Here is an 11,623-nt window from a genome sequence, read left to right on the forward strand (position 1 = left end):
GGCGAGCAGCAGCGCCTCGCCATCGCCCGCGCCTGGGCGCTGCGCCCGGAACTGCTCTTCCTGGACGAGCCGACCTCGCAGCTCGACCCTGCCGCCACCCGCCAGATCGAAACGTTGCTCGCCGGGCTCGTGGCGGAAGGCATCACGGTGCTGATGTCGACGCATGATCTCGGCCAGGCACGGCGGCTGGCCTCGCGCGTGCTGTTCCTGCATCGCGGCCGGCTGATCGCGGATGCGCCGGCCACCGACTTCTTCGCCGATCCCGGCTTGCCCGAAGCGCGCGCCTTCCTCGCCGGAGAGCTGATCTGGTGAGTCCTGCCCTGACCCATAAGAAACCCAAGGAGACGATCATGACCACGACCCGCCGCCTGCTTCTCGCGACCGGCTTCAGTGCCGCACTGACCGGCCTCGCCTTGGCCCAAACCACGACGGCGACGCCGCCCGCCGCCTCCGCGCCTGCGGCGGCCGATGCGCGCTTCATCACGGTGTCCTCGACCACCTCGACCCAGGATTCCGGCCTGTTCGGCCATATCCTGCCGCTGTTCAAGGCGAAGACGGGCATCGAGGTCCGCGTCGTCTCTCAAGGGACCGGCCAGGCGCTGGACACCGGCCGGCGCGGCGATGCCGACGTCGTCTTCGTCCACGCCAAGGCGCAGGAGGAGAAATTCGTTGCCGACGGCTTCGGGCTCGAGCGCAAGCCGGTGATGTACAACGACTTCGTCCTGATCGGCCCGAAGGCGGACCCGGCCGGCATCGCCGGCACGAAGGACATCGCCGCCGCGCTGGTCAAGATCGCCGAGAAGGGCGTGCCCTTCGTGTCGCGCGGCGACAAGTCGGGCACGCATTCGGCCGAACTCGCGCTCTGGAAGGTCGCGGGCGTCGATCTCGCCGCCAAGAAGGGTGCCTGGTATCGCGAGATCGGCCAGGGCATGGGCGCGGCGCTCAACACCGCCGGCGGCATGGGCGCCTATGTGCTGGCGGATCGCGGCACCTGGATCTCCTTCAAGAATCGCGGCGACCTCACCGTTGCGGTGGAGGGCGACCGCCGCCTCTTCAACCAGTATGGCGTCATCGCGGTGAACCCGGCCAAACATCCGCATGTGAAGATCAATGACGGGCAGGCCTTCGTGAACTGGCTGGTCAGCCCCGAGGGGCAGAAGGCGATCGCCGATTACAAGATCGAGGGGCAGCAGCTCTTCTTCGCCAATGCGACGCAGGCGGGCGCGTGATCCCGTGCGCCGATCCCTCGCCGGTTTGGTCCTGATGGCGGCTGTCGTCGCGGGGCCCGCGACCTGCGCGCAGGAGCCGGTTCTGCTGCATGCGGCCGGCAGCCTGCGGGCCGCGCTCACCGAGGTGACACAAGCCTTCACCGCGCAGAGCGGGCTTGCCGTGAAGTCCGCCTTCGGCGCGTCGGGCCTGCTGCGCGAGCGCATCGCCAAGGGCGAGTCGGCTGAGGTCTTCGCCTCCGCCGATCTCGGCAATCCGCGTGTCCTGGCCAAAGCAGGGCGCAGCGGCCCGGTCGTGCTGTTCGCCCGCAACGAGCTTTGCGCCTTCGCCCGGCCCGAGGTCGCGGTAACGCCGGAGACGCTGCTGGAGCGCATGCTTGATGCGAGCCTCAAGCTCGGCACCTCGACCCCACGCGCCGACCCGTCGGGCGATTATGCCTTCCAGGTCTTCGCGCGGGCGGAGACCGTGAAACCCGGCGCCCGGGCAGCGCTGGAGGCCAAGGCGATGCAACTGACGGGCGGGCCCGGCACCGCGCCGGCGCCGGACGGCCTCAACATCTACGGTCACAACCTCGCCAGCGGCGCGGCCGACATCTTCCTCGCCTATTGCACCAATGCGGCGCCGATCGCGAAGGAACAGCCCCGGATCCGTCTCGTCAGGCTGCCGCCGGAGCTGACGGTGGGCGCCGAATACGGGCTGACCGTGATGAGTGGGGCCTCGCCAAATGCGGGGCGCCTCGCCATGTTCATCCTCGCGCAGGAGGGTCAGGCGATCCTGGCCCGGCACGGCTTTTCCGCGCCGACGCTGCCGCGCGAAGGCGGCTGACGGGAGACGCGATGGACTGGCAGGCGACACGACCGGGCGAAACCAGCGTGCCCCTGCCCGACCGGAGGGACGCGCATCTCGTTTTCATCGGCCGCCTGCGAACGCCCTTCGCGACCCGCGACCAGTGCCCGCGACAGGGCGATGCCGAAGCCGGCCCGGTTTGCCGCGTCGAGATCGACGGGGCGTGGCAGGCGGCGCTGGCCGGGATCGAGGGTTTCGCCTGGCTCGACCTGCTCTACTGGATGCATCAGGCGAGGCGCGACCTCGTCACCCAGACGCCGCGCGGCGGCGAGGCGCTCGGCACCTTCGCGCTCCGCTCCCCCGTGCGGCCCAACCCGATCGCACTCTCACGCGTGCGGCTGCTCAGCGTCGAGGATGGCGCATTGCTGGTGCGCGGGCTCGACTGCCTCGACGGCACGCCGCTGCTCGACATCAAGCCGCATCGCTGCCGGCACAGCCCGCCAACGGAGCCCGGCCATGCCCCGTCCTGACCGCCGCGCCCTCCTGACCGGCCTTGCCGCACTCGCGGCGTACCCTCGCTTGGCGCAAGCAGCGACGGTGCGAGATGGCGCAGGCCGGGAGGTCGCCGTCCCCGCCACGGTCACCCGCGTCTTTCCCGCCGGGCCGCCCGCCGCGATCCAGCTCTACACGCTCGCGCCCGATCTGCTGCTGGGCTGGCCCCGCGCCAACCGGCCCGAGGAACGGGAGTTCCTGCTGCCGGGCATCGGCGACCGCCCCGAGATCGGCCGCATCACCGGGCGCGGCAACAGCGCCAATCTCGAAGCCGTGCTCCAGCTCAAGCCCGACCTGATCGTCGATGCCGGCTCGACCGGCCGTACTTATGTCGAGCTGGCCGAGCGGGTGCAGGGCCAGACCGGCATCCCCTATGCGCTGCTCGATGGTCGCTTCGGCGCGATCCCCGAGAGCTACCGCATCCTCGGCCGGCTGACCGGCCGCAGCGAGCGTGCGGAGATGCTCGCGAGCTGGTGCGAGACCGCGATGGGCACGATCCGCGGCCGCATCGCCGGCATCGCTCCCGAGCAGCGTCCCTCTGTCTACTATGCCCGCGGACCGCGCGGGCTCGAGACCGGGCTCGGCGGCTCGATCAATGTCGAGACGCTCTCCTTCCTCGGTGCCCGCAATGTCGCCGACCAGCCGGGCAGCGGCCTCGCACAGGTCTCGCTCGAACAGGTTCTCGCTTGGGACCCGGAGGTGATCGTCACCATCGACCTCGCCTTCTCCGAGAGCGTGCGCCGCGATCCGGCCTGGGCCGGCGTGCGCGCCGTGAAGGCCGGCCGCGTCCATCTCTCGCCCAAGATCCCCTTCGGCTGGGTCGATTTCCCGCCCTCGGTCAACCGCATGGCCGGGCTCTGGTGGCTGGCGAAACTGCTCTATCCGCAGGCCTTCCCCGAAGACATCCGCGCCATCGCGCGCGACTTCCACACCCTGTTCTACCAGGTCACGCCGAGCGAGCCGCAGCTCGACCGCATCCTCGCGGGGCGGGGATGATGATGGTTGTATCATCCTCCGCGTCATTCCGGGGCGGCCCGCAGGGCCGAGCCCGGGACCCATGAACACCGCCGTTCCAAGGCGGCCAGCCAGCGGCCGTGCTCTACCGTTACGGACCAGTGTTCATGGGTTCCGGGCTCTTCGCTTCGCGAAGCCCCGGAATGATGGCGCGGTTCTATGGCCTGTGGGGGCCTGACCCCATGCGCCCCTCGCTCCTGCGCGGCAACGCCATCGCGCTCGCTTTGCTCGCCCTCGCCATCCTGCTCGCCTTCGGGCTCGGGCGCTTCCCGGTCGCGCCCGGCGATCTCGCGCGCATCCTCTGGTCGGGCCTGAGCGGCCAGCCCTCGGGCCTGTCGCCGCAGCTCGAGACCGTGATCTGGAACATCCGCGGCCCGCGCGTGCTGGCGGCGCTGCTCTGCGGCGCCGCGCTGGCGGTGGCGGGCACCGCCTTCCAGGGCCTTTTCCGCAACCCGCTGGTCTCGCCCGACATCCTCGGCGCCTCCTCGGGGGCGGCGCTGGGGGCCGTGCTCGGCATCTATCTCTCGCTCGGCCTCTTCGCGATCCAGCTCGCCGCCTTCGCCGGCGGCCTGCTGGCGGTGGGCGCCGTCTACGCGGTCGGCTCGACGATCCGGCGCGGCGATCCCGTCCTCGTCCTCGTCCTAACCGGGGTCGTGATCGGCTCGCTGCTCGGCGCCGGCATCGGCCTGATCAAATACTGGGCCGACCCCTACAACCAGCTTCCGGCCATCACCTTCTGGCTGCTCGGCAGCCTCGCCGGCACGGACCGCAGCGATCTCGTGCCGCTGCTCGGCCCTGTGCTCGCCGGTTCGGCCGTGCTGGTGGCGCTGCGCTGGCGCATGAACGCGATGTCGCTGCCCGAAGAGGAGGCCCGCGCGCTCGGCCTGCGCACCGGGCCCTTGCGGCTGGCCATCGTCGCCGCCGCGACGCTGGTGACGGCGGCCAGCGTCGCGGCCGCCGGCATCATCGGCTGGGTTGGGCTCGTCGTGCCCCATCTCGCCCGCTTCCTCGTCGGGCCCGATTTCAGCCGGTTGCTGCCGACGGCGGCCGTGCTCGGCGGCGGCTATCTGCTCGTCATCGACACGCTGGCGCGCACCGCCGGCCCGGTCGAGACGCCGCTCGGCATCCTCACCGCCGTGATCGGCACGCCCTTCTTCATCTGGCTGCTCGCCTCGGCCCGCGGCGGCTGGTCGTGAGCGCTGCATGAAAAAGGCCCGCGATCCGGCGCGGGCCTCGGGATTGTCGAATGCGGCGTCGCGACGCCGCAGCCTGCCTCAGGGCTTCTTCGGCTCGGCCGGGGCCGCGGGCGCTGCCGGCTGGTCGAGGCGCTCGACCTTGGCCTTCTCGCGCAGGCCGACGATGATGTCCTGCTGGGCCTTGCGCTCGAGATACTGGTCGATCTGCGGCTTCACCATCGCGAAATCGGGCAGCGGCTTGTTGCGCTTGTCCTCCAGCTTGATGACATGCCAGCCGAACTGGCTCTTCACCGGGTCGGACACCTGGCCCTTGTCCAGCTTGAAGGCGACCTCGGCGAATTCCGGCACCATGCGGTCCTTGGTGAACCAGCCGAGCGAACCGCCTTCCTTGCCGGAGCCGGGGTCCTTGGAGAGCTCGGCGGCGACCTTGGCGAAGTCCTCGCCCTTCTTCAGGCGCTCGGCGACGGCCTTGGCCTGGGCCTCGTCCTCGACGAGGATGTGGCGGGCATTGACCTCTTCTTCCGGAGCCATCGCCTTGGTGGTCTCGTCATAGAGCTTCCTGGCCGCTTCCGGCGTCGCGGCCTTCTTGCCCTCTGCGGTCAGATACTGGTCAAGCAGCACCTTCTCGCGGAAATAGGCGAGGCGGGCGGCGAAGTCGGGGCCATCGGCCGTCTTGGCGGCGATCGCCGCCTTCGCGCCGAGCTTGAGATCGACCAGATAGTTGATGACCTCGTCGCGCTTGCGCTCGTCGGGGAGCTGCGCCAGGCGCTCGCCCAGATCCTCGGTCGCCAGGCCGATCTCGCGCTCGGTGATGGCGATGCCGTCCACCCTGGCGACGATCTTGTCCGCCTGCGCGAAGACCGGCGTCGCGACGAGCACGAAGCCGAGCGAAACCATGCCGAGACGAGACAACTTCATGGGACATGCCTTCTTGCAGGACAGAGCGAACCGAGTGTTTGCGGGTGCACTGCCAGTTGAACGCGGCAAAGGCAAGGCACGAAAACCCCTCGGGCGCCGCTTCACGAAGCTTTGCTGACGCGCAGCCGCCCCCGCAGGAGCCCGGACTTGGAAGATCGCGCCACCGACCCTACATCCCGGCGGTCCGCGCGGGTTCGTACCGCGCTGCGCGCCAGAGGCGTGCGGCGCTGCAAGGCAATGCTGGACCCCGCCTTCGCGCGCGTCTAAACACGCCGTCGCATTGAGAATTCCGGATCCGGCTGGACGCGGCGCAAGGGCAGCGCGGCGCCGGACCTACACCACCGAAAGGCCCAACATGCTTGGCGCGCTCGCAAAGAAACTCTTCGGCTCGTCGAACGACCGGCGCGTCAAGGGCTACGGTTCCCGCGTGGCCGCGATCAACGCGTTGGAAAAGGAGGTCTCGGCGCTGAGCGACGAGGCACTCCAGGCCCGCACCGCCGCTTTCCGCGAGCAGCTCGCCAAGGGTGCCAAGCTCGACGACCTGCTGGTTCCGGCCTTCGCGACCGTGCGCGAGGCGGCCAAGCGCGTGCTCGGCCAGCGGCCCTATGACGTCCAGCTCATCGGTGGCATGGTGCTCCACGAGGGCGCCATCGCCGAGATGAAGACCGGCGAGGGCAAGACCCTGGTCGCGACGCTGCCGACCTATCTCAACGCGCTCGCCGGCAACGGCGTCCATGTCGTCACGGTGAACGACTATCTCGCCCGCCGCGACGCGGAGTGGATGGCCAAGCTCTACAACTTCCTCGGCCTGAGCGTCGGCATCATCGTCCACGGGATCGAGGACGAGGAGCGCCAGCGCGCCTATGCCTGCGACATCACCTACGGCACCAACAACGAGTTCGGCTTCGACTATCTGCGCGACAACATGAAGTACGACGTCGCGCAGATGAGCCAGCGCGGCCACCACTTCGCGATCGTCGACGAGGTCGATTCGATCCTGGTCGACGAGGCCCGCACGCCGCTGATCATCTCCGGCCCGCTCGACGACAAGTCCGATCTCTATGTCTCGATCGACAAGATCCTGCCCAGTCTGGTGAAGGGCGATTACGAGATCGACGAGAAGCAGCGCGCCGTCTCGCTGACGGAAGCCGGCAACGAGCATATGGAGGAGTTGCTGCGCGAGGCGGGGCTGCTCAAGGAGGGCGACCTCTACGACGCCCAGAACGTCACGCTGGTCCACCACGTCAACCAGGCGCTGCGGGCACATTCGCTGTTCACGCGCGACAAGGACTACATCGTCCGCGGCGACGAGGTCGTCATCATCGACGAGTTCACCGGCCGCATGATGCCCGGCCGGCGCTACTCGGAAGGCCTGCACCAGGCGCTCGAGGCCAAGGAAGGCGTCACCGTCCAGCCCGAGAACGCGACGCTGGCCTCGATCACCTTCCAGAACTATTTCCGGCTCTACTCCAAGCTTGCCGGCATGACCGGCACGGCGGCGACCGAGGCCGACGAGTTCTTCCAGATCTACAAGCTCGAGGTCGTCGAGATCCCGACCAATGTCCCCGTCGCGCGCAAGGACGAGGACGACGAGGTCTACCGCACCTTCGAGGAGAAGGTCCGCGGCGTGATCCGCGAGATCAAGGCGGCGCAGGAGGCCGGCCAGCCGCTGCTCGTCGGCACCACCTCGATCGAGCGCTCCGAGCTGATCGCCGAGATGCTGGAGAAGGACGGCTTCAAGCTGATCGACTTCACCGATCCCAAGGCGCTGGAGCCGATCTACGAGGCGGCCCGCCAGGGCAAGCCCTCGCGCGCCTTCGCCGTGCTCAACGCCCGCTTCCACGAGCAGGAGGCCTATATCGTCGCCCAGGCCGGCGTGCCCGGCGCGATCACCATCGCCACCAACATGGCCGGCCGCGGCACAGACATCCAGCTCGGCGGCAATGCCGAGATGCGGATCGCCCATGATCTCACCGGCATGGAGGAGGGCCCCGAGCGCGACGCAGAAGCCGCCCGCATCCGCGCCGAGGTCGCCGATTTCAAGCAGCGCGTGCTCAAGGCTGGCGGGCTCTACATCGTCGGCACCGAACGCCATGAGAGCCGCCGCATCGACAACCAGCTGCGCGGCCGCGCCGGCCGCCAGGGCGACCCCGGCCGTTCCAAGTTCTTCCTGTCGCTGCAGGACGATCTGATGCGGATCTTCGGCTCGGACCGCATGGACGGCATGCTGACCAAGCTCGGCCTCAAGGAGGACGAGGCGATCGTCCATCCCTGGATCAACAAGGCGGTCGAGAAGGCGCAAGGAAAGGTCGAGGCGCGCAACTTCGACATCCGCAAGAACATCCTGAAATACGACGACGTCATGAACGACCAGCGCAAGGTCGTGTTCGAGCAGCGCCGCGACTTCATGCGCCAGGCCAGCGTGCGCGAGACCATCGACGACATGCGCCAGGGCGTCGCCGACGAGCTGGTGACGCGCCACATTCCCGAGGAGGCCTATCCCGAGCAGTGGGATACCGCCGCGCTCAAGGAGGGCGTGCTGCAGTTCCTCAATCTCGACCTGCCGATCGAGGAGTGGGCCAAGGAAGAGGGCATTGCCGATGCCGAGCTGCGCGAGCGCATCCGCAAGATCGCCGATGAGGACTATGCGGCCCGCATCGAGCGCAACACCGAAGAGGTGATGGTCTATGTCGAGAAGCAGGTGCTGCTGCAGACGCTCGACACGCTCTGGCGCGAGCATCTGGTCACGCTCGACCATCTGCGCCAGGTCATCGGCTGGCGCGGCTATGCCCAGCGCGACCCGCTGAATGAGTACAAGCAGGAGGCCTTCGAGCTGTTCGACGGGCTGATCGGCCGGCTGCGCGAGCAGGTCACCGGCAACCTGATGCGCATCGAGGTCCGTTTCGAGCAGCCCGAGGAGGCCGGCCCGCCGGCGCAGGACGCGCTACCCCCGCCCTTCGGCGGCTATGGCTCGGGCGGCATGCAGTTCGCCGCGGTCGAGGGCGATGCGGAGGTGATGGAGCGCAATCCCGCCGATCCCGCGAGCTGGGGCAAGGTCGGCCGCAACGAGGCCTGCCCCTGCGGCTCCGGCAAGAAGTACAAGCACTGCCACGGGCAGTATATCTGAGGCGGACGGCGCCTCTGTCGTCATTCCGGGGCGGGCCGTGTTCATGGGCTCCGGGCTCTTCGCCTCGCGAAGCCCCGGAATGACGTCGTGCCCATCCTTCGTCGCATCCGCCGGGGCTTGATGCGGCCGCCCATCGCAGCGCACAATCGCGCCAGCCAGCGAGCGGACCCATGCCCGGATCGACACAGCATCCCATCCCGAAGACCAGCGCCGGGCGCTTCTTCGAGGATTTCCATCTCGGCGACGTGATCGTCCATGCGACGCCGCGCACGGTCACGGCCGGCGACGTCTCGCTCTACACGGCGCTCTACGGCCCGCGCTTCGCCGTGCAGTCCTCGGACGCCTTCGCCCGGGCGATCGGCTACCAGACCGCGCCGGTCGACGACCTGCTCGTCTTTCACATCGTCTTCGGCAAGACGGTGCCGGACGTCTCGGTCAATGCGGTAGCCAATCTCGGCTATGCCGATGGCCGCTTCCTGAAGCCGGTCTTCCCGGGCGACACGCTCTCGACCACCTCGGAGGTGATCGGGCTGAAGCAGACCTCCGCCGGCGATGCCGGCATCGTCTATGTCCGCTCGATCGGCCGCAACCAGAGGGCTGAGATCGTTCTGAGCTATGCGCGCTGGGTGCTGGTGCGCAAGCGCTCGCCCGGCACGCCGGCCCATGCCGAGCAGGTGCCGGAGCTGCCCAGGGCGGTGCTGCCGGAGGAGCTCGGCGAGGGCTGCCCGCCCATCGATCTGGCCGCCTATGACGATGCGCTCGCCGGCAGCCGTTTCCGCTGGGGTGATTATGCGGCGGGCGAGCGCATCGACCATGTCGACGGCATGACGGTGGAAGAGGCCGAGCACCAGATCGCGACCCGCCTCTACCAGAACACCGCCAAGGTGCATTTCGATGGGCACGGCGCCCGCTCGACCCGCTTCGGCAAGCGGCTGATCTATGGCGGCCATGTCATCGGCCTGGCCCGGGCGCTCTCTTTCAACGGGCTCGGCAACGCCTTCCACATCGCCGCCCTGAATGGCGGGCGCCATGTCGCGCCGCTGTTTGCCGGCGACACCGTCTTCGCCTGGAGCGAGGTGCTGGAGGCCGCCGCCCTGCCCGGACGCGAGGATGTCGGGGCGCTGCGGCTGCGGCTGGTCGCGACCAAGAACCGCCCCTGCGCCGACCATCCGCTGAAGGCCGGCGAGGGCTATGACCCCGACGTCATCCTCGATCTCGACTACTGGGCCCTGCTGCCGCGTTGACGATTCCGTAACCGCTGACAGATTCTGTATTCTGTCACCGCGCCGTCGTCATGCCGCATTGCAGCGGCGGAGCGGTTTCGATAGACAGCCAGACACTCTAGAATGATCCCAAATGGATAGGCCCGCCATCGGGCAGTCCCCACGGAGTACGATCTTGGCCGAGATCAAACAGGCGGCGCGTCCGCTCTCGCCGCATCTGCAGATCTATCGCTGGTCCTGGACGATGGCGATGTCGATCGCCCATCGCGCCACCGGCGTCGCGCTCTATGCCGGCACGGTGCTGATCGCGGCCTGGCTCGTCGCCGCCGCCTCGGGCCCCGCCGCCTTCGACACGGCGCAGGCGATCGCGGGCTCCTGGTTCGGCCGCCTCGTCCTGTTCGGCTATTCCTTCGTGCTGCTGCATCACATGGCCGGCGGCGTGCGCCATTTCATCTGGGACACCGGTCGCGGCTACGACCCGCAGACCCGGATGAACCTGGCGAAGTACAGCGTGGTGGTCTCGGGCGGGCTGACCCTGCTCGTCTGGATCGTCGCCCTGGCCGTCCGCTGAGGAGAGAGACGATGCAATCCAACTCCTCGCTGCGCACCCCGCTCTCGCGCGTCCGCGGCCTCGGCTCGGCCAAGTCCGGCACCGGGCATTTCTGGCTGCAGCGCATGACGGCGGTCTCGAACCTCGTCCTGACGCTGATCTTCCTCGGCATCGCGATTTCGCTCGTCGGAAAGCCCTATCCGGCCGCGCTCGCCATTCTGTCGCACCCGCTGGTGGCGATCCTGATGCTGCTCTTTGTCGTATCGGGCTGCGTGCATATGCGGATCGGCATGCAGGTCATCATCGAGGACTACATCCACGGTGAAGGCGCCAAGATCGCGGCTGTGATGGCCAATACCTTCTTCGCGATCGCGATCGGCGCCGCCTGCGCCTATGCGGTGCTGAAGCTGTCCTTTGGAGGCTGATCCGATGGCGATCACCAAGTCCCGACAGGCCCCGGCCTATACCGGCCAGGCCTATCCGATCACCGACCACACCTTCGACGTCGTCGTGGTGGGCGCCGGCGGCGCGGGCTTACGCGCCACCGTCGGCTGCTCGCAGGCCGGGCTGCGCACCGCCTGCATCTCGAAGGTGTTCCCGACCCGCTCGCACACGGTCGCGGCCCAGGGCGGCGTCGCCGCCTCGCTCGGCAATATGGGCAAGGACACCTGGCAGTGGCACATGTACGACACCGTCAAGGGGTCGGACTGGCTCGGCGACCAGGACGCGATCGAGTATCTCGTCCGCAACGCGCCGGCCGCCGTCTATGAGCTCGAGCATTGGGGCGTGCCCTTCTCGCGCACCGAGGACGGCAAGATCTACCAGCGTCCCTTCGGCGGCATGACCACCGAATATGGCGAGGGCCCGCCGGCCCAGCGCACCTGCGCCGCCGCCGACCGCACCGGCCACGCCATGCTGCACACGCTCTATGGCCAGGCGCTGCGCTACAACACAGAGTTCTTCATCGAGTATTTCGCCATCGTCCTCATCATGGATGAGGTTGGGCATTGCCGCGGCGTCGTCGCGCTGA

The 11,623-nt window shown here is 68.6% G+C and carries 12 protein-coding genes; 11 read left to right on the top strand and 1 reads right to left on the bottom strand.

Annotation, left to right across the window (positions count from 1 at the left end):
- From Q8M82_RS01290 to Q8M82_RS01315, 6 genes are all read left to right on the top strand, one after another.
- A partial coding sequence (locus tag Q8M82_RS01290) for an ATP-binding cassette domain-containing protein (RefSeq protein ID WP_305689579.1) occupies positions 1-312 on the top strand: 312 nt, incomplete at its 5' end.
- A 38-nt stretch (positions 313-350) separates the two neighbouring features.
- The gene (locus tag Q8M82_RS01295; RefSeq protein ID WP_305689580.1) at positions 351-1,229 is read left to right on the top strand and encodes an ABC transporter substrate-binding protein; all 879 of its coding nucleotides are present in this window, start codon (positions 351-353) and stop codon (positions 1,227-1,229) included.
- Positions 1,230-1,263: 34 nt separating this feature from the next.
- The gene (locus tag Q8M82_RS01300; RefSeq protein WP_305689581.1) at positions 1,264-2,052 is read left to right on the top strand and encodes a molybdate ABC transporter substrate-binding protein; all 789 of its coding nucleotides are present in this window, start codon (positions 1,264-1,266) and stop codon (positions 2,050-2,052) included.
- A gap of 11 nt (positions 2,053-2,063) precedes the next feature.
- The gene (locus Q8M82_RS01305; protein WP_305689582.1) at positions 2,064-2,543 is read left to right on the top strand and encodes an SAM-dependent methyltransferase; all 480 of its coding nucleotides are present in this window, start codon (positions 2,064-2,066) and stop codon (positions 2,541-2,543) included.
- The gene (locus Q8M82_RS01310; RefSeq protein ID WP_305689583.1) at positions 2,530-3,561 is read left to right on the top strand and encodes an iron ABC transporter substrate-binding protein; all 1,032 of its coding nucleotides are present in this window, start codon (positions 2,530-2,532) and stop codon (positions 3,559-3,561) included. Before Q8M82_RS01305 ends, Q8M82_RS01310 begins: the two co-directional genes overlap by 14 nt.
- A gap of 200 nt (positions 3,562-3,761) precedes the next feature.
- The gene (locus tag Q8M82_RS01315; protein ID WP_305689584.1) at positions 3,762-4,775 is read left to right on the top strand and encodes a FecCD family ABC transporter permease; all 1,014 of its coding nucleotides are present in this window, start codon (positions 3,762-3,764) and stop codon (positions 4,773-4,775) included.
- A 78-nt stretch (positions 4,776-4,853) separates the two neighbouring features.
- Here Q8M82_RS01315 and Q8M82_RS01320 read toward each other — a convergent pair whose 3' ends face one another.
- The gene (locus tag Q8M82_RS01320) at positions 4,854-5,693 is read right to left on the bottom strand and encodes a peptidylprolyl isomerase (protein WP_305689585.1); all 840 of its coding nucleotides are present in this window, start codon (positions 5,691-5,693) and stop codon (positions 4,854-4,856) included.
- 355 nt (positions 5,694-6,048) lie between these two features.
- On the opposite strand from Q8M82_RS01320, the gene secA reads away from it, so the two are divergent.
- From secA to Q8M82_RS01345, 5 genes are all read left to right on the top strand, one after another.
- Positions 6,049-8,820: a preprotein translocase subunit SecA gene (secA, locus tag Q8M82_RS01325; RefSeq protein WP_305689586.1), complete on the top strand. Its 2,772-nt coding sequence runs from the start codon at positions 6,049-6,051 to the stop codon at positions 8,818-8,820.
- A 170-nt stretch (positions 8,821-8,990) separates the two neighbouring features.
- On the top strand, positions 8,991-10,064 hold the full coding sequence (locus tag Q8M82_RS01330) for a MaoC family dehydratase (RefSeq protein WP_305689587.1): 1,074 nt from the start codon (positions 8,991-8,993) through the stop codon (positions 10,062-10,064).
- A gap of 154 nt (positions 10,065-10,218) precedes the next feature.
- Positions 10,219-10,614, top strand: coding sequence for a succinate dehydrogenase, cytochrome b556 subunit (sdhC, locus tag Q8M82_RS01335; protein WP_305689588.1), 396 nt, complete (start codon positions 10,219-10,221; stop codon positions 10,612-10,614).
- A gap of 11 nt (positions 10,615-10,625) precedes the next feature.
- Positions 10,626-11,018: a succinate dehydrogenase, hydrophobic membrane anchor protein gene (gene sdhD / locus Q8M82_RS01340; RefSeq protein WP_305689589.1), complete on the top strand. Its 393-nt coding sequence runs from the start codon at positions 10,626-10,628 to the stop codon at positions 11,016-11,018.
- 4 nt (positions 11,019-11,022) lie between these two features.
- Positions 11,023-11,623: FAD-binding protein (locus Q8M82_RS01345; protein ID WP_305689590.1), on the top strand; the 601-nt coding region annotated here is incomplete at its 3' end.

The sequence above is a fragment of the Allobosea sp. genome, assembly GCF_030694325.1.
Taxonomy (GTDB): domain Bacteria; phylum Pseudomonadota; class Alphaproteobacteria; order Rhizobiales; family Beijerinckiaceae; genus Allobosea.

Excerpts from the sequence above, each read along its gene's own strand:
- Q8M82_RS01310 (WP_305689583.1), top strand. The coding sequence starts at position 2,530 with ATGCCCCGTCCTGACCGCCGCGCCCTCCTGACCGGCCTTGCCGCACTC.
- Q8M82_RS01295 (WP_305689580.1), top strand. The coding sequence starts at position 351 with ATGACCACGACCCGCCGCCTGCTTCTCGCGACCGGCTTCAGTGCCGCA.
- Q8M82_RS01300 (WP_305689581.1), top strand. The coding sequence starts at position 1,264 with ATGGCGGCTGTCGTCGCGGGGCCCGCGACCTGCGCGCAGGAGCCGGTT.
- Q8M82_RS01330 (WP_305689587.1), top strand. The coding sequence starts at position 8,991 with ATGCCCGGATCGACACAGCATCCCATCCCGAAGACCAGCGCCGGGCGC.
- secA (WP_305689586.1), top strand. The coding sequence starts at position 6,049 with ATGCTTGGCGCGCTCGCAAAGAAACTCTTCGGCTCGTCGAACGACCGG.
- Q8M82_RS01305 (WP_305689582.1), top strand. The coding sequence starts at position 2,064 with ATGGACTGGCAGGCGACACGACCGGGCGAAACCAGCGTGCCCCTGCCC.
- Q8M82_RS01320 (WP_305689585.1), bottom strand. The coding sequence starts at position 5,693 with ATGAAGTTGTCTCGTCTCGGCATGGTTTCGCTCGGCTTCGTGCTCGTC.
- sdhD (WP_305689589.1), top strand. The coding sequence starts at position 10,626 with ATGCAATCCAACTCCTCGCTGCGCACCCCGCTCTCGCGCGTCCGCGGC.
- Q8M82_RS01315 (WP_305689584.1), top strand. The coding sequence starts at position 3,762 with ATGCGCCCCTCGCTCCTGCGCGGCAACGCCATCGCGCTCGCTTTGCTC.